At 53.5% G+C, this 18,226-nt stretch carries 17 protein-coding genes; 10 read left to right on the plus strand and 7 right to left on the minus strand.

The annotated features are described in order from the left end of the window. Positions 1–68: 68 nt before the first annotated feature. The 3 genes from AC0QHF_RS06945 to AC0QHF_RS06955 all read left to right on the plus strand — a co-directional run bounded on the left by AC0QHF_RS06945 (position 69) and on the right by AC0QHF_RS06955 (position 3,557). Positions 69–1,532, plus strand: coding sequence for a glycoside hydrolase family 13 protein (locus AC0QHF_RS06945; RefSeq protein WP_324703468.1), 1,464 nt, complete (start codon positions 69–71; stop codon positions 1,530–1,532). A gap of 160 nt (positions 1,533–1,692) precedes the next feature. Continuing rightward, positions 1,693–2,928: a M20 family metallopeptidase gene (locus tag AC0QHF_RS06950; protein WP_324703469.1), complete on the plus strand. Its 1,236-nt coding sequence runs from the start codon at positions 1,693–1,695 to the stop codon at positions 2,926–2,928. A gap of 422 nt (positions 2,929–3,350) precedes the next feature. Next, a complete protein-coding gene (locus AC0QHF_RS06955) occupies positions 3,351–3,557 on the plus strand; it encodes a hypothetical protein (RefSeq protein ID WP_324703470.1) in 207 nt (68 codons plus the stop codon). A gap of 14 nt (positions 3,558–3,571) precedes the next feature. Here AC0QHF_RS06955 and ruvA read toward each other — a convergent pair whose 3' ends face one another. Continuing rightward, complete coding sequence (gene ruvA / locus AC0QHF_RS06960; RefSeq protein WP_324703471.1) at positions 3,572–4,195, minus strand: Holliday junction branch migration protein RuvA; 624 nt, start codon at positions 4,193–4,195, stop codon at positions 3,572–3,574. Between the two features lie 336 nt (positions 4,196–4,531). On the opposite strand from ruvA, the gene AC0QHF_RS06965 reads away from it, so the two are divergent. Beyond that, positions 4,532–5,785, plus strand: a complete 1,254-nt coding sequence (locus AC0QHF_RS06965; protein WP_324703472.1) for an MFS transporter — start codon at positions 4,532–4,534, stop codon at positions 5,783–5,785. A gap of 70 nt (positions 5,786–5,855) precedes the next feature. On the opposite strand, the gene AC0QHF_RS06970 is transcribed toward AC0QHF_RS06965, so the two are convergent. Further along, entirely contained in the window at positions 5,856–6,476 is a 621-nt protein-coding gene (locus AC0QHF_RS06970) for a DedA family protein (protein WP_324703473.1), read from the minus strand. Positions 6,477–6,886: 410 nt separating this feature from the next. On the opposite strand from AC0QHF_RS06970, the gene AC0QHF_RS06975 reads away from it, so the two are divergent. From AC0QHF_RS06975 to AC0QHF_RS07000, 6 genes are all read left to right on the plus strand, one after another. Beyond that, complete coding sequence (locus AC0QHF_RS06975) at positions 6,887–7,222, plus strand: STAS domain-containing protein (RefSeq protein ID WP_324703474.1); 336 nt, start codon at positions 6,887–6,889, stop codon at positions 7,220–7,222. A 261-nt stretch (positions 7,223–7,483) separates the two neighbouring features. Then, positions 7,484–9,754, plus strand: a complete 2,271-nt coding sequence (locus tag AC0QHF_RS06980) for a protein-arginine deiminase family protein (protein ID WP_324703475.1) — start codon at positions 7,484–7,486, stop codon at positions 9,752–9,754. Positions 9,755–9,814: 60 nt separating this feature from the next. After that, positions 9,815–10,540, plus strand: a complete 726-nt coding sequence (locus tag AC0QHF_RS06985) for a Uma2 family endonuclease (RefSeq protein WP_324703476.1) — start codon at positions 9,815–9,817, stop codon at positions 10,538–10,540. A gap of 34 nt (positions 10,541–10,574) precedes the next feature. After that, positions 10,575–13,082 (plus strand): CPBP family glutamic-type intramembrane protease, encoded by a 2,508-nt coding sequence (locus AC0QHF_RS06990; RefSeq protein ID WP_324703477.1) that lies wholly within the window; start codon positions 10,575–10,577, stop codon positions 13,080–13,082. Between the two features lie 26 nt (positions 13,083–13,108). Then, the gene (locus tag AC0QHF_RS06995) at positions 13,109–14,239 is read left to right on the plus strand and encodes an AI-2E family transporter (protein ID WP_324703478.1); all 1,131 of its coding nucleotides are present in this window, start codon (positions 13,109–13,111) and stop codon (positions 14,237–14,239) included. Between the two features lie 85 nt (positions 14,240–14,324). After that, positions 14,325–15,224, plus strand: coding sequence for a S66 peptidase family protein (locus tag AC0QHF_RS07000; RefSeq protein ID WP_324703479.1), 900 nt, complete (start codon positions 14,325–14,327; stop codon positions 15,222–15,224). Positions 15,225–15,242: 18 nt separating this feature from the next. Here the strand turns inward: AC0QHF_RS07000 and AC0QHF_RS07005 are convergent, their stop codons facing one another. The 5 genes from AC0QHF_RS07005 to AC0QHF_RS07025 all read right to left on the minus strand — a co-directional run bounded on the left by AC0QHF_RS07005 (position 15,243) and on the right by AC0QHF_RS07025 (position 17,716). Continuing rightward, positions 15,243–15,650 (minus strand): thiol-disulfide oxidoreductase DCC family protein, encoded by a 408-nt coding sequence (locus tag AC0QHF_RS07005; RefSeq protein ID WP_324703480.1) that lies wholly within the window; start codon positions 15,648–15,650, stop codon positions 15,243–15,245. Between the two features lie 91 nt (positions 15,651–15,741). Continuing rightward, positions 15,742–15,954, minus strand: coding sequence for a hypothetical protein (locus AC0QHF_RS07010; protein WP_324703481.1), 213 nt, complete (start codon positions 15,952–15,954; stop codon positions 15,742–15,744). An 84-nt stretch (positions 15,955–16,038) separates the two neighbouring features. Further along, positions 16,039–16,467, minus strand: a complete 429-nt coding sequence (locus AC0QHF_RS07015; protein ID WP_324703482.1) for a type II toxin-antitoxin system VapC family toxin — start codon at positions 16,465–16,467, stop codon at positions 16,039–16,041. Next, complete coding sequence (locus tag AC0QHF_RS07020; RefSeq protein ID WP_324703483.1) at positions 16,464–16,733, minus strand: hypothetical protein; 270 nt, start codon at positions 16,731–16,733, stop codon at positions 16,464–16,466. Before AC0QHF_RS07020 ends, AC0QHF_RS07015 begins: the two co-directional genes overlap by 4 nt. Before the next feature lie 281 nt (positions 16,734–17,014). After that, positions 17,015–17,716: a DUF4336 domain-containing protein gene (locus tag AC0QHF_RS07025; protein ID WP_324703484.1), complete on the minus strand. Its 702-nt coding sequence runs from the start codon at positions 17,714–17,716 to the stop codon at positions 17,015–17,017. Positions 17,717–18,226 lie beyond the last annotated feature (510 nt).

Here is an 18,226-nt window from a genome sequence, read left to right on the forward strand (position 1 = left end):
CCCACGGTATGATTCCACACACCCGACACCCCTGTACTATAAGTGTGGAGGACTCAGGAAAGCCACCGATGGACATTCAAACCCCCGATTGGGTCAAGCATTCTGTCTTTTATCAAATTTTCCCAGACCGTTTCGCCCAAAACCAGAAACCCCGAAAGCAACTCTTCACCTCCCCCAACTGGGAAGCGTGGGAACTGCCCCCCACCCTCCAGGGTTACAAGGGGGGGAACCTGTGGGGCGCGATCGAACAACTGGACTACCTGCAGGACTTGGGAATTGACGCCATCTACTTCACCCCGATTTTCCAATCCGCCAGCAACCACCGCTACCACACCCACGATTACTATCAAGTCGATCCGATTTTGGGGGGAAATCCGGCCCTGCGGGAACTGCTCGACGCCGCCCACGATCGCAATATCAAAATCGTCCTCGACGGCGTATTCAACCACGCCAGTCGGGGATTTTTCTTTTTCAACGACATCCTCGAAAACGGGCCCTACTCCCCCTGGCTGGACTGGTTCAAAGTTCAAAAATGGCCCCTGTCCGCCTACGACGGCGAGAAACCCGCCAACTACGTCGGATGGGTGGGAAATCGCGCCCTGCCGGAGTTCAACCACGACAACCCCGACGTGCGGGAATACATCATGGAAATCGCCGAATATTGGCTCGACTTCGGCATCGACGGCTGGCGGTTGGATGTCGCCTACGAAATCGAAACCCCCGGATTTTGGCAGGAATTCCGCGATCGCGTCAAAGCCCGCAACCCCGAAGCCTACATCGTCGGGGAAGTGTGGACCGACGCCCGAGAGTGGCTCGACGGGACGCAATTCGACGGGGTGATGAATTATCTATTCACCGGACCGACGATCGCATTTACGGCGGGCGATCGGGTGCGGATGGACCTGGTGGAGGGCCCCTCCTACTTCCCCTATCCCCCCCTGGACGCCGAAGCATACGGCAACAAAATGCGGGAACTCCTCGCCCTCTACCCCTGGGAAATCCAACTCGCCCAACTCAACCTCCTCAACAGCCACGACGTCGCCCGACTGATCAGCATCGTCGGGGGAGACAAAGACAGCGTAAAACTCGCCACCCTGCTGCTGTTCACCTTTCCGGGCGCCCCGAGCATCTACTACGGCGACGAAATCGGTTTGGAAGGAGAATTCGACCCCGACTCGCGGCGCGGCTTCCCGCCCAAAGAACGGTGGGATATGGAAACCCTCGACTACCACAAGCGGCTGATCGCAATTCGCCACCAATATCCGGCTTTGAGAACCGGTTCCTATGAAATTCTTTTCGCGGCGGGGATGGTTTACATTTTCGCCCGCATTTTGGACGGGGAGGAACTCATTATCGCCCTCAACAGCGGTTTGGAATCCGTCCAAATCAGCATCCCGGTTTCCCAACTCGCCACCAAACCCGAGCGGATGGTTTACGGAACCTGCACCGCCCGCTGGATGGAGGTGGGTACCCAAACCCACGTCGAGTTTATTCTGCCCCCCCGCAGCGGGTGTATTTTGGCCAATCGTTGATTGGGGTGTGGGGAATTTTAGACTTTAGATTTTAGATTCCCCATTTCCTGGATTCGAGAGTTCTCAATTCTGCCTATCTGCCTATAGTGGAAGATAGACTCTTTGAAATGCGCCGCCGGCCAACCCCGACGGGTTGACGACGAACTCGACATCATCACCAATGACTCAACACCAAACCTCGATCCTCACCCAGATCAAAGAACTGACCGACTCTTTTCTCCCCCGCCTGGTGGAAATCCGCCGCCACCTCCACGCCCACCCGGAACTCAGCGGCCAAGAATATCAGACCGCCGCCTATGTCGCGGGGGTGCTGTCTTCCTGCGGTTTGCACGTCCGGGAGGCGGTGGGAAAAACGGGAGTCGTGGGGGAACTCAAGGGCGACGACGCGACGATCGCGGACTGGTTGGCCATCCGCACGGACATGGACGCCCTCCCCATCCAAGAACTCACCAACTTGGACTACGCCTCCCGCCGTCCCGGCATCATGCACGCCTGCGGGCACGACCTCCATGCCACGGTCGGTTTGGGGACGGCGATGGTTTTATCGCGCCTGCAGGAGCGGCTCCCCGGCCCGATGCGGTTCATCTTCCAACCCGCCGAGGAAATTGCCCGGGGTTCCACCTGGATGGTGGAGGACGGGGTGATGGAGGACGTGAGGTCAATTTTCGGGCTCCACGTTTTCCCGTCCATTCAGGTGGGGCGGATCGGCATCCGAACCGGGGCCTTTACGGCGGCGGCGGACGATTTGGAAGTGACGATTGTCGGCGAGTCGGGGCACGGCGCCCGCCCCCATGAGGCGAAGGATGCTATCTGGATCGCCGCCCAGGTGATCACGACTTTACAACAGGCGATCGGCCGCACCCACAATCCCCTCAGACCCGTGGTTTTGACGATCGGGCAAATTTCCGGGGGGCGGGCGCCCAACGTGATCGCGGACCGGGTAAAATTGTCGGGGACGGTGCGATCGCTCCACCCGGACACCCACGAAACCCTCCCCGAGTGGATCGAAAATATCGTCGCCGGCGTCTGCCAGATGTACGGCGCCCGCTATGAGATGCAGTATCGGCGGTGCGTGCCCTCGGTGCAGAATGATCCGGCTTTGACGCAGTTGATCGAGGCGTCGGTGCGGGAAGCCTGGGGGAATGATAGCGTCGAAATTCTCCCCGAACCTTCCCTCGGCGCCGAGGATTTTTCTGTGTATTTGAATCACGCCCCGGGGGTGATGTTCCGCCTCGGGGTCGGACGCCCGGACCTACCCAACTATTCCCTGCACCACCCCAAATTCGAGGTGGACGAGGGGGCGATCGCGATCGGGGTCGTCACCCTCGCCTATTCTGCCTGTCAGTTTTGGCGGCAGTATCTCGACCGCAATGAATTGTCCCCCGGGACGGACTGAAGGATTCGGTATCGGAGGGATTTTTCCTCAGAATTATTCCGAAAATTGAACGAATCTAAATCGGTCGATCCGTCTCCAACGGGGCCGATTAAAATTCCGTGCTAAAATGTAGGATGTTGTCGTCTTTACCGGGGAGAAGTCAAGAAGGGTATGGAACAAAAGGTTTGACGATTATCGGCAGACCCAATCCGAACAAAAATGAATCCTTAACGGTATAAAAATCCGGGATGTGCAGTTCCGAATTCGGTCAATTTTAGATGGTTAATCTGCCCGTATTTTAGCCCTAAACTGATGTGTCTTTCGCTTCGATTCTTCACGAATGGAGACAACCAGAAAAACGACATAACAGCATTTTTTTATGCCCTGCAGTCTGCAAAAAAACCTTTTGTTATCATTCAGTAAAAAGTGGGAGAACTGATTTTATGGGTGTCATATGCGATCTCGTCACCAGGACGCTAAAAAACGGTTATTTGACCGTCGAACAGGAAAATAAATTGAAACAGCTTTTGCAAACCACCAAATACGGCCGAGAAGATTTTGATGCGTTCATTCGCCTGCAAAATGCCGCATTTGATGGCTTGATTCGGCAAGAGTCCCGGGAATTATTCATGGTCGCCCGGGAAGGGTAAATTTTTAGAGATCCCTACCGACTCAACCAGGCGATCGCATCTTTGATCCACATTTCGGCACTATCTGTTTCCGTCAATTTGCCCTCAGTTGCGATCGCCTCCAACGCCTGCATCACCTCCGATCCGGTGTACCCCAACGCCAATAAGGTGATCTCCACTTCTTCCTGAAGGTCCGGTGTCAGCCGCGATGTCGCTACGGTTTCCAGTCCCGCCTGCTGTCGCCACTCGGACAACTTCGCCTTCAATTCCAGGGCGATGCGTTCCGCCGTCTTTTTCCCCACACCGGGCGTTTTCGAGAGGACCGCCGTATTTCCGCCGACGATCGCCTGGACCAAATCGTGCAATTCTAGGGTATCCAATAATGCGATCGCCAGTTGGGACCCGATGCCGCTGACACCCACCAACTGGGCAAACAGGTCCCGCTGGGGCCAACTGGAGAAGCCGTAGAGAACGATGCGATCGTCCCGAACCTGCAACTGGGTGAACACCTGCAGCGGTTCCCCCACCGGCGGCAACGTCCCCTGCATCCGGGGTACAATTTGCACCTCGTACCCCACCCCCTGGACATCGAGCAGCAAAATCACCCGATTTCCCGCTTTGTAAATTCCCGCCACCGTTCCGCTCAGATAACCGATCATCGCCTTTGAAAGTTTATCAATTTCAGACGGATCAATTGTAGGGGAAAGGCGCGACATCCTCGCCGATATTGAATCAATTGTGGATCGTATCGTCAACCCAGCCCAACCACTCGTGTTTGAGCTTCTGGGCAAGACTTGGGTTTCACCACGATTTCCACATCCCGACCCAAGGCATTATGATCTTAATTTTGGCTGATCATGTCAAGATCTTAATCCGAGCGATCGCGATCTGCTTTTTCGATCATTCAATAGTTAAATCGAGACATCTCATCCATTTGACCCGATCGCCAATAAAAATAATGCTACGATCGCACAGGTGACACGGGAGACATCAGATTGCGACGACATCGACTCTTATCTTGGCTTCCCGACCTCGATCGCCAGGTGTGGATTTTGGCGGTGGGGCGGCTTCTCTCCCAAACCGGGACGGGATTCACCCTCTTTTACGCCCCGATTTTTTTCGTCAATCAAGTCGGGCTCTCCGCCACCTCCGTCGGTATTGCCTTGGGAAGCGCCCAAATTTCCGGCATGGTGGGGCGGCTGCTGGGGGGATCGTTTTCCGACTCCCCCGACTGGGGACGGCGGCGGACGCTGCTGCTGTCGGCTTTGGTGTCGGCGAGTGCATCCTTCGTGCTGGCTTTTACCGGCAATTTTGCGATGCTGGTGGCGGGAAACCTGCTGATGGGATTGGGAAGCGGACTGTACTGGCCCGCGACGGAGGCGGTGGTGGCCGATCTGACCGAGGGAAAGACGCGAAATGAGGCCTACGCCGTCACCCGCCTGGGGGACAATATCGGCCTGCAGTTGGGAATTATCATGGGCGGGGTGGTGATCTCCACGACGGGGTCTTACCGATCGCTTTTTATCATCGACGCACTCTCATTTCTGGTCTTTTTCGGAGTCATTTACGCCGCGATCGCCGAAACTTACAAACCCCAAACGACTTCCCAATCCGAGGGTTCCGAAAACTCCCCCAACGGCTGGCGAGTCGCCCTGGGCGATCGCACGTTGCTGATTTATATCGTCGTCAATATCCTGTTCACTTTTTATATGTCCCAAATCCACAGCACCATCCCCCTCTACCTGAAAAATTTCGTGCCGCGGGACTTTTCGGCGGGGAATATCAGCGCCCTATTTGCGGGATATACGGCGATTTCAATTTTACTGCTGCTGCCTGTCGCCCGACTGTTGAACCCCTTCAGCCGTCCCCACGCCCTGATCGTGTCGGCGATCCTGTGGGGGATGGGATTTTTAGTTGTGGCATTGACGGGAATGCTGAAGACGGGGACGCTGGTATGGGCGATTTCGGGACTGGGAATTTTGGCGATCGCGACCGTGAGTTATACCCCCGCCGCCGCTACTTTGGTGGCCGATCTCGCCCCGGATTCCCTGCGGGGAATTTACCTGTCCCTTAACGCCCAATGTTGGGCGATCGGGTATTTGATCGGCCCGCCGCTGGGGGGGTGGGCGCTCGACCAAACCCCCCAAATTGTGTACAATTTCTGGCTGGGATTGGCCGCGAGTGTCGGTGTCGCGATCGCGATTTTGCAATTCCTCCACCGGCGGATAACTCGCCGCCAACATTCTTGATGGCGAAGATACTGGGTTTCTATTTTTGTCCGCAGATTTCGCAGATTTTCGCAGATTATTCGCCCCAAATTTACATATCTTTGGCTTGTCTCGCTTCCCACCACATCGGGATCGCGACCCAGGCGACGACCAACAGCAGGGCGACGATCGCGAATTGGGCCACCCAAGACACGAGTTTTTCCAGGGGGACGATTTCGCCCACGAAAAAGGCTAGACTGACCATGACCGACGCCCACAGCGCCGCCCCGGCCCCGTTGCACAGCAGGAATTTCCAGTAGGGCATCTTGGCAATTCCGGCGAGGGGGCCGGCAAAAATCCGCAGCAGGGCGACGAAACGGCCCAGGAAGACGGCTTTGGCCGCGTTTTGGCTGAATTTGGTCTTGACTTCCAGAAGTTGCTGTTCTTTGATGCGGAACAGTTGGCCGAGGCGACGCAGGAAGGGCCAGCCCCCCCAGCGGCCCACCCAGTAGCCGCAGTTGTCCCCCAGGATGGCCCCGGCGATCGCACAGCCGAGCACCCACCAGTAGTCCAATTCTCCGCTTCCGGCCAGGAATCCCCCCACCAGGGTGATGGTTTCTCCGGGGAGGGGTATTCCGGCGTTTTCTAGGGCGATGCCACCGAAAACGGCCCAGTAGCCGTATTCTTGCGCGATCGCTTGGATGGTTTCCAGTGATACAAATTCAAAGGACATGAAGTGCCGCCTTCATATTTTTTTGCAAAGCTTTATAGATCTATACTATCTTGGCTTGTATCGCGGGATCGTGTCAATCGTCGGATTGATACCCGATCCGGTGCGGGGCGACAACCGAACCCTTCTGAGATGCGATCGCGAACGGGCACCGTCGGTGACTGCGGACAATCGATCCCTTCGGGATTGTGGGCTATGCTGGACGAGTGGAAGATCTCGAAGCGGGGGCGATCGACTTTGAAGACCCAAAATCGGTCCATCAGCCGCCTCAACTCGGACGGAAAAATTGATGGGCGTCTTTGAACCCAACCGGAAATATCCGCAACTTTTCCCGATCGGATCTCGTCCGATCGGAAATATGGTAAATTAACCGCAAATTTTTTTAGAACTGATCCCGAGTAGGAGTAATAATCATGAATGTCTCAGAATTTTGTGTCATTCGGCCGCAAAATCAATTGGATTCCCTGGGAGGACAGGATATAAAACAGCAAATTTCGGCGATCGCTGGCCAAAAATTCCCCCTTTGGATCATCGATATGAGCGAGGTCGAATTTATCGACAGTTCCGGACTCGGCGCCCTGATCGTCGCCCAGAAAACCGCCCGACAGCAGGGATGCCGCATCGTCCTCTGCCACCTGTCCGGCGCCACCCGCATGATCTTCGAGATCACCCAACTCGATCGCGTTTTTGAAATTGTCGATGAATTGGATCAAGTGATCTCCGATTCACAACCGCTGCTTTCTGCCTGAAAACTGCGAATTGAATGAGATTTATAACCGCCTCAAATCCCCAGCATTCACATCGTCCTACACGCAACTGTCCGCCGCCTTCTTTCGGGTTTTTATGACCGGGGAGAAGGCGATGATTTGAGAGGGGAAAAGCGCAGGTCGAGAATCGGAAACAAATGTTGACCTTTCTCCGGTTCCTTCCCGACACCCGATACCCCGCAGCGGACATCCTAATTCTTCCCCGTCCCTGGTACAATCGATGTCGTCGCTTGAGGAGACTCTATGGGGTGGATGCGGTACGTCGCGATGGCATTGATCGATACGTTGGGGGTCGTGGTGGGGATCATTCTCGTCCCGGCACCCCCCGCCGTGGCACAGTCGGCGCCCGAAACTCAGGATAATGTGGAATACGGGATTTGGGAATCGGATATTCTTTTGGATGAATACGGGGCGACTTCCCCCCCCGCCGAGGGGTTGGAAACGGTTCGGGAGAACCCCCAGTCCCTCGCCGAACTGTACCAACTGCGCGATCGCCTGCAAGCCAAACTTGACGAGGTGTCCGACCCCCCCGATCCGGCGGTGACGGAGGCTTGGCAGTACGAACTGCAACTGCAACAATACGAGAGTTGGCGGAAGGCCCTGCGGCAGACGGAGGCGCGAATTCGCACGGAGGAACGGGCCTCGGAACTCTGGCGGCGGGCGGGGGAACTGGCCAATCAAGCGGTGGAAGTCGGAGAGTCTCCTACCCCCACCTCGCAAGATTGGCAGGCGGCGCAACAGCTTTGGCTGGGGGCGATCGACGCCCTGCGACAGATCCCCTCCGATAGTTTGCTGCACCCGCAGGCGATCGATAAAATTGTCGAATATCAGGGATATTTGGCGATCGCCACCTACGAAAAAGCCCTCGCCAGCCAGCCGGACGTCGCCCCCAAAGTCACCAGCGGAGATATCGCCAAATTTGCCGTCGCCGAACCCCAATTTCCTGGCTTCGCCCTCTACGGCGACACCAACCGGGATGGCGTCGTCGATGAGGGGGATAAAATCCGCCCCAAGCAGTGGTCTCTGTCGGCCGGTCCTTTGGTATTATTTAACAACGACGACGACGATCGCGACGACCTCCCCGACTGGCAAGATCGCATTGTCAACGGCGAATACGACGAGACGGATTTGGCACAAGTTCACTTCCAGGTTTCCGAAGCGTATAAAGATGCCGAACTCGCCATCACCGTCGATGAAGCCGCCCGCGACAATATCAATATTTTTCAAAAAACCGTCGGCGGTTGGAAACCCGTCGATCTGTCGGGCATCAAACCCCTCAAATTTAGCCCGACTATTATATTGGGAATTGAGGCAAAACAGTTCGCGTCCGGCGACTGGACGGGGCTGATCAATTTGAAGGCGATCGCCCGCCGGGACGGACAGGAAATCGCCTCGGATGTCATCCAAATGGGTGTCGCCCCGTGGATCATGTCGCCCAATACTGCCCCCGTTTCGGAAATCCACATGAGCGATCGCGGCGCCAACCGGGAAATCGTGGCGGCGGTGGAGGAAGCCGTCGCGCCCACCGGCACCGAAACCCGCGTCACCCCGGGGGAAACCGCCTGGATGCAGGATACCGCAGAAATCGGTTACGTGCAGTTTCCCGGACCCGAAGAATTGCGCCGCTATCCCGTCGGTTTGAAGGGCAATCGAGAGGGGGGAACGGACTACGCCAAATCGTTGATGGAGCGGGATTTCGGATGGTTTGAAATCGGCAAACCCCGCCAACTCGACCCCCTCAATCAATGGCTGGATTGGTACGGCAATTTGAACGTCACGCCACCCCTGCCGGACTATCCGATGGGGCGCATTTACTACGGGGAATCCGAGGACGAAACCTTGCACCCCGACGTTTTGGAATTCCTGAAAGCTCAAAAGGTGCAGGGGGAACCGATCGCGATCGATACGACTTGGTTGATCACCCGCCAGGTGGACGAGTTAATTACCTTTATTCCCACCCCGTCGGGAGAACCGCTGATGTTGATCGTCAGTCCGGAAGCGGGGGTTGACTTGCTGCGGCAACTGGCGAGAAAGGGGTACGAAGGGGCGGCGATCAATCGCGGTTTGAGCACCCAGACGACGGTGCGGGCGGCGATCAATAACGAACTGTTAATTCAGCACAATTTGAAATTGCACCGGGAACAAATAGAACCCTTGATCAATCAATTAAAACGGGAATTCAACCTCGATGACGATCAAGTTGTGGAAGTGCCGGTGATGTTCGGTTACACGGGTTATTCTTGGTGGCCGAATCCGATCAACTCGGTATTTGTGAATGGAAAATTGCTGGTTTCAAACCCCCGGGGCGCGTTGATCGACGGGCGGGATTACACCCAGGAAGACTTCAAACGGCGGCTGGCGATCGCGGGCATTGATATTAACTTTTTGGACGACAGTTATTATCAGGATTTGAAAGGTGGCTTGCACGCCGGATTGAATACCACCCGGGAGGGAGACGAAGAACCCTTCTGGGAATCCCTCGCTGAACAGTTGGAGGAGTTGAGTCAACGGTAAACCCCGAACCGGATGAATGTTGCTAGGATCGAAATACAGTTAAGGGATGATTCGGACACCATGTTACTCAAATACGATCCCAGAAAATACGATCGCACAGATGGCTTACCTTCGGCGAAAGATTTGCCCGACTCCGACGATACGCCAGTGGATAACGAATTACAAGATTTAATTCCCGGCTTACTCAAAGCCATTCTCGCGTTCATTTGGTCGGATCGGATGGATTGGTTTTTCGGGGTAGATATGGGCATTTATTACGACCCCGATGAACCCGCGATCGTTCCCGACGGTTTTCTGAGTGTGGGGGTTCCGAGAATTGTCGATTCTGACTTGCGGTTATCTTACGTTTTGTGGGAAGAACGAAAAGTTCCGACTTTGGTGTTGGAAGTCGTTTCCCACAAACGACGGGGAGAATACATCCGCAAGAAAGAAGAATACCGTCAACTCGGCATTTTATATTATGTCATTTACAATCCCCTCCGCAAAAGGAAACCCCGGTTAGAAGTGTATCAGTTAGAATCGGGCGAATATCGGTTGTTGGAGGGCGAACCCGTCTGGCTGTCGGAAATCAATCTGGGCATCGGCCGGGAAGAGGCAACCTACCTAGGCATTCGCCGAGAATGGCTGTATTGGTACGATAGTAACGGACAACGCTATTTGACGCCGGAAGAACAACTGTTCGCAGCCCAGCAAAAAGCGGCACAAGCGGAGCAAAAAGCCGCACAATTAGCCGAACGATTGAGACGTTTGGGCATCGACCCCGATCGCCTCGATTCCGATTCATGATTAACAGCAAAGTTCTATTTTCTGGATAAAATTAATGTCCCCGCACCGCCATCTCAAGCGCTTTCTCAAACGGCAGACGATCGGATTAATTTTGGGGTCATTCCTGCTGCTATTGATGGTTTCTGCAAACGCCCAGGAACCCACCCCTTCCAGCTACGCGCTGTCCCAAAGTTTGCCCTTTAATCAACCCAGTTTTTTTCCGCTTAAAACTGAAATTAATTCCCCATTATATCAACCGACTGGCAATTGGGTGGGGCGATTAATTCTGCCGACATCGGAACAATTAGAAGAGGCGAAAATCCCCGATTGGGCGTGGTTTGAGGTGTATCACGCCCCGGAGAAAGAGCGCGATTTGGTGGGGCGGGTGGTGCGGTTGACTTGGGTTGACAATCCCAATTTAAAACGGTACGTCGAGCTCGTCACCACGGACATGGAATTGACGGAAGCGGCCCGACGCAGCGATCGCAACGGAAACGTCATCCCCACCCGCCTCGACGGACGCCGCCAGGTGGGGCCGTTGCAGTCCCTCGCCGGCGCCCGATCACAAGATGATGTCGTCGTCGCCTTTGAAAATGCGGCGATCGAAGGCGGCGATCCTGCCATTATAAAAGTCGATCGCGAACCCGTTCAAGTCACCGGAAGAATGTACGGTTTGGTGAAAATTCTCGGGCTGACAAATGGCGATCGCCCCGATGCCATCCCCCCAGATTGTCCGGGCGAATCTCCCTGTCCAAGTCAATATTTTCGCGTCCGCCACTACAACCCCAAAACGGGGAATTTCGACGGTCCGGAAGGCACGATCCGCATCCCCCAACAACCCCGCGATCGCAACGGACGTTTCATGTCCACCCCCCGCGAAATCGAAAATTCTTTAGCCGGCGATGAGGGCTGGTACGTCTACGGTTCGAGGGATGCCGACGGGATGTTTACGGTTCAAGCATTGCAGCCGCGATCGGCCTTTCGCCCGGTTCCGGATCTGATTATTTTGGGCGGTGAAAACGGACGCAGCTACATCGAATCGACCAATTGGTACGGCACCGAAAACCGCAAAGGAACCGTTCAATCCGTCCTCGTCGATCCCGAAGCCGACACCCCGACGGATGCTTTAGGAAAGTGGAAAGAAGGCGATCGCGCATTAGTAATCCACCTCTTCGGTGGCATCGGCGGCGAAGCGGGAGAAGGGGCGCCCTTCGGAACCGTCACCGGACATTTTTCCTACGGAATTGCCGAAGTTGTCAGCGACGCAATTACCGGCGAATTGCAGTTGCAAATCAAATATCAACAGGTTTACGCCCACAACACCAACGGCATTCTCTCCGGAACCCAATCTTGGGCGGATTATATGGGAAATATGCAGCGGGGATGGCTGGGAACCCGGCCGGTTTCCGATGTGATTGTCAAGTTGGATGCCTTCACCGGAACCTACAATTTCGACGGTTTGACCGGTTCCCCCCTCGACGAATTGATGCGGCAATTACAAGTCATAACGGCCCGCTATCGGACGGGAGATGGCAGCGGCGTTTCCCCCGTCACACCATCGACTTCCTGCGTTCAAGATTCCTCCCAAGGGTTATTTATTGCGATCGCCGAAAGCCGCCGCCGCTTCAACGAGACACCCCAGATCCGGGAGTGGTTGGAAGCCCACCCCGACGACCCCCAAACCCGGCAATTTCAGGAGTTGGTGGCGTTGGAGGAAGACCTAAAAAATCTCCTCGTCCCCCAAGGCACAATCCGCCCCGACTGGCAACAAAATGCCGAACAGTTGGCAGGGGTTGACAACCGCGAGGGGTTTGTCGCGAATCAGAGTATTATCGACGGGATTTTGAGTTGGCGATCGATGATGCCACGCCGGGCCCACGACGAGGTGAGCGAAATTTTCCTCAAACACGGGGCGAGTTTGTGGTTCGTCCGCCCCAACCAGGTGGGGGGATGGGACCCGGATATTTTGCCGATGGCGCCGACGGTGGTGTTCGGACAAATTCCGATTCTTTCTATCCCCCTGAACCGCCTGGGAATGGCGGTGGTTGCCATGACGGGCTGGGATTGGCTGGTATTATTTGGAACGTCGGTTATTTACGCCGCGATCGCCCTGCCACTGGGATTTTCGATGAAGTTCCTGCGTTGGAATCCCTCCCGCCGTCCGCCCTTGAAATTGGCGGGTGCGATCGCACTGCTGTTCATCACCCCCGCACTGCTCGAAGAAGTGGTGTTTCGGGTATTTTTGACCCCCCACCCTTTAGAGGCAGTTTCCTGGGTTTCCTGGCTGTTCTGGGCGGCTTTCAGCCTATTTTTATTCGTCATTTACCATCCCCTCGCCGCCTTGACTTACAATCGGAAAGGCTATCCGACATTCGTGAAACTTCCATTCCTGAGTTTGGCGACACTCCTGGGATTGAGTTGTACCGTCGCCTACGGTTTGACGGGTTCCCTGTGGGCTCCCGTCCTGTTTCACTGGTTCGCCGTGACGGTGTGGCTGTTCCTGTTGGACGGAGAACAGAAAATAGGGAGTCGGGAGTCGGGACTTTTGACTGTTGACTTTTGACTTTGTTTAAAATGGGGGGTTGAACGGTGAAACTCGGAGATTGGGTCGCGTTATTTTGTTTGGCGATCGCCCTGGTGATTTTGTGGCAATTTCGGCAAATCCTGCTGTTGCTATTCACCTCAATAGTATTGGCGATCGCCCTCAACAGTTTGGTGCGGTGGCTGCAAAAATTCGGACTCGAACGGGGGAAAGCCGTCATGCTGGCGCTGACGCTCGTGGTACTGTTCGGGATTCTGTTTTTTAGTTTAGTTATGCCCCCATTTTTGAATCAATTCGAGCAATTGATTCAACTGGTTCCGATCGGTTACGAACAGTTTATCCGCTGGATCGATGCCTACCTCGACAACCCGCCCGGTTGGATGCCGGAGATCAATTTGGAACTGCCCAACGTCCCCCAACTCGCCCGACAAGTCGGCCCCTTGGCGCAGAATATACTCGGCAACTTTTTCACCTTTTTCAACTCCTCCATCGGGATTCTATTACAACTGCTGTTGATCGTTGTATTCACCCTGATGTTATTGGCGAATCCCCTCTCCTATCGGCGGGTGGCGGTGCGGCTGTTTCCCTCCTTTTATCGCCGGCGGGCGGACGAAATTTTTTCCCTCTGTGAAATCGCCCTGTTGCAGTGGATGGGCGGTATCGCGATCAACTCCGTCTTTATCGCCACCCTCAGCGGTATCGGCTTGTTACTGTTGGGCATCAACTTCGTCCTCGCCCACGCCCTCCTCGCCGGAATCTTTAATTTAGTTCCCAATATCGGACCCACGGCAAGCGTGATTTTTCCGGTATCTGTCGCTTTGTTGGATAACCCTTTGAAAGCGCTGGCGGTAATTGTCCTTTATATCGTCATTCAGAATGTGGAGAGTTACTGGTTCAGCCCCATGATCATGCAAAAACAAGTCTCCCTCCTACCGGCGGCGACGTTGGTGGCACAGTTGTTTTTTGCCCGGTTTTTGGGGTTGGCGGGACTGGTGTTGGCTTTGCCCCTGGCGGTGGTGACAAAAACTTGGATTGAGGAGGCAATTTTGAAGGATATTTTAGATCAATGGGCGGGGGCGGAAGCGGTTTTGGAACCCGCCGAAATTCCGCCGATACCGGATATTTCGGTATCAGAAGAACCGCCAATTTTGCCACCCGATGAACCCGAACGGGAGTAGGTCGGGATGCTCTCGCCCTCACCCCCGACCCCTCTCCCAACTTTGGGAGAGGGGAGTTCAGATCGCATTTTCTGTTAATTTACCGATGACCCACCCGACTTTAAAAGTAATTGCCCCCAGCGGCAGGCTGCGGAACCTCGAACCCGTGCAACAGGGGTTGAACATTTGGCGATCGCGGGGATATGCGATCGCGCCGCATCCAAATTTGGAGAGAAATTGGGGCTATTTGGCGGGGAAAGATGGCGATCGGCGATCGCAACTGATCGATGCCATTAAAGATGAGAAGATCTGCGGCATCCTCTGTGCTCGCGGGGGTTACGGCGCGACGCGGCTGCTGGAAGGGTTGCCGAAATGCGAAATTCCGGCGTCTCCCAACCCCAAATTTTTGCTCGGATTTTCCGATATCACGGCTTTACTGTGGGCGTTATCTGAACAAGAGAATATTGTTGGCATTCACGGCCCCGTTTTGACCACTTTATCCCAGGAACCGGACTGGGCGATCGCGCGTTTATTCGACTATTTAGAAAGTCGCCCATTGCAACCCTTGCAGGGAAAAGGTTGGGGCGGCGGACGGGTGAGGGGCCGTCTATTTCCCGGAAATTTGACGGTGGCGACGTACCTGCTGGGAACCGCCCACCAGCCCGATTTGAGGGGCGCGATCCTCGCCTTTGAGGATGTCAATGAGGAGCCCTACCGCATCGATCGAATGTTGACTTACTGGCGGATGACGGGGGCATTTGAGGGGGTGCGCGGCATCGCTTTGGGGCGGTTCAGCCCAGCGGAATCGGAGGGCGAACGCAGCGATTTCTCAGTGGAAGAAGTTTTGCGCGATCGCCTCGGAGATCTCGGCATTCCCATTATTTCCGATCTCCCCTTCGGACACGACGGCTGCAACGCCGTTTTACCCGTCGGGGTGGAAGTGGAATTGGATGGCGCTGGAACCCTCAATTGGGAGTTGGAAAATCACCCGTGTGGGAGGCGCTGAAGCTTAACAACGGGCAATTTAGGAGGGGGAATTGCCGCAACAACTGGGGTAGTTGGATTGGTAGGTTTGCGATCGCTTTCCGAAGAGTTGATAGCGGTTGTCCCGGACTTGTTCGTAAACGCGATCCCCCGCCCATTTCAGCCCCGGCATCGCCCGGTAAGCGCCGACAAACACTTCTCCCCCCGGCAACAACCGCCCGATTTCTTCCGCCGCGTCGCTGCCCTGCCACCGCCGTTCCGGTTGATCGGCATCGATCAGAATCATTCCCATTTCGCAGTCTTCGGACGTAATTTCAAATTGCTGTAATGTGGTTTCGTCTTGCATGGGAATATAACGAAAGCGATCGCCGCGATCGAGGTTTTCCAGCAGTTGTACCAGGGTGGTACACAAATTACAATTGCCGTCGTAAATTACATGATAGGTCATGGCGGGATTGATTCCAATAGTGCTTTATATATTTTAACAATTTGGTGCGATCGTTGCGTTAAGAAACCGGGTATTTGGATTAGAGACAAGTTTACAGGGCTTTTTTCAAGGGTTCCGAGAGTGCGATCGGGACAAAATAACGACTCGGATACAAGTAATCTTCCCCTGATTCATCGATAACGCGAATCAAGTCATGCTGGGTGGCTTTAGAGTCGGGTAATACCCGATAAATTTTGCGAACTTCTAGGGAAGCGGCATGGTCTGTATTTTTGATGCAAACAACAAATTCTTTAAAAACTTCCATCCTCGTGCCGTTATCATGACTTAAGTATTGATTTGAGGTTTTATCACTAACTCCTAGAAATCATCGTCCCCCCTAAAAATAACTTTATGATTCAGGGATAAATGCCCGTTCAAAAGCTCGGTTTCGATAACGCCGATACACATCAAAATCACTATCTAAAGTAGCAATAGCTGGAATATTCAGCCGTTCCGAAATCGCAATTAGAGACAAATCCGCAAAATCTCCAGGCAAATCTGCATATTGCTGATTCAGTTCAGCAATGCGGGAAAAATCTTCAGGCAGCAGTGGGATAGTTTCAAAAACCCCCTTGGCAACGGCTTCTAAAAATAGATTTTGTATTCGCCAATTAGAACTTAAAAGCCACATTACCTCAGTAGCACAGCCAACAGTAGTCACTAGGTTACTGGTACATCTTTCAAAGAAGACTCGCACCTGTTGATGATAGGGATCTTTAACACTGTAGTAAGCGACCAAGATTCCACTATCTACCAGAATTACAGGATAATGGGTCATGGCAAATCGTATTGAGGATGTTTCTTTTTCAAATAGTCAGCGATCGCCTTTTTGCGATTAGCCCTTTCGGACAAATCAGGCGGCGCATCTTCTAACAGATGTTCAGGATGTCCGCCCAATCTTTCGACAATAGTTTGGCGGGGTTGTAAACTCAACCAGCGTTCTTTAACCAAGCGTTTAATCAATTCATCGCTGGTCGTTTTTTCCTTGGCTAAAATTTCCACTAAACGGGCTTCGGTTTCGGGGTCTAGTTGTATGTTCAGCATGAATCCCTCTGATTTGTGATTAATATCTAATTATACCTGATTGACGCCAACTCATCCTTAAACAGATTTAAGTTGAGGAGGGGCTAAGGGGGCTAGGACTATTATAGCCAAGTTGCCAGAAACCGGGTTTCTTTGAGAAAGGGTTTTCTTTGATGTGGCTTCACTCTTTCTGGATTTCTAGGTTGGCGAAGTGTTCTTGCAAGAGGCTATCGGTGCATTTATTTAGGGACTAAAAATCAGGTTTTATAGTGGTGGAATATAGGATAAGGTAAACGCTAGATTCAACGCAAAAAAGATTCATACCCTTTCTTGAATTTTTCTTTGCCATATCGCTCAATTATACTTCCATGAGCCATAATAACTCGCTCGAAATCCCATAACATTACTTGTTCAAACGATTGTCTAACTCGCTCTTTTTCATTTGTGGCAATCCGTTCCAGGATTGATAGACTTAATTGTTTATATCCTCCAAGCACTCTAGCTGAAAGTTGTGTCATAATTGGAAATGTTTCATCAAAGTTAAATGCTGTATCTGTCAAAATCAGAGTGCGACTTGCAGAATGAAAAAACACACATTCATTAAGTGAATCAATTCCCGTTAAGCCCAAAACTCTTAGGGCATCGAATAATACAAAGTCTAATCCAGGTAATAACTCACCTCGATCGCCCCTGATGGTCTGGTCAATCGGTAAATCTGGTTTTTTAATGGTTAAACCAGGGGCAGCCCAAAAGGTTGCCTGGGGATAAATAGATTTGAAATTAGCTGCAAATAAATAATGATAAAGGTTAGGGGCAATAATATACTTAACAACTCCCAGTTCACCTAGCTGGCTGACAAGTCTGTCGCTAGATTGAATTGGAGAAATCACGGCTAATTCTTGATTAGCCAATCGAATAACCGTCATCCTGTTTCCGACACTGAGTCCCAAATATCGGAAGGGCTGTTCTGCAACCCAAATATCTATATCAACTTCTTTTAGCATGGTTTTGGTGAGTAGTTTGATGGCTAGGTTTAATCGGCGGCGATCGCTTTTCCGACAGCCCGGGTCAGATCCTCATTCTCTAATGATACCCGATCGCGCTCTTTTCCCTCCGTTAAAGCATCGATCGCATTAGCCGTGTTCCCAGCCGTGACGCTGGCTCAACCGTCGCCAATACGACTCCCCAAGCAATCCCTTCTCCGGCAAGCAGCGGCGGAAATACCATCCCACCGAGCAGACAGCCGCCACCAACGGTCAATTTCAGGAGCGATCGCCCTATACCCATCGCCATCACCTCAAAACTGCTATTATTCTAACCCAGGCGATCGCAAGTATCGCGATCGTGTATTTGCATTGCTCAATCGTCGGTGCGTTCCCAACCGTCACCAACTGCCTTAACCGATAATAGATCGCTGGGAACGCACCCTACATGATTACTCCAACGGCGCGATCGCAAATATCGCGATCGTGTATTTGCATTTGTCAATCGTCGGTGCGTTCCCAACCGTCACC

It is taken from the genome of Lyngbya sp. CCY1209, from assembly GCF_055795065.1.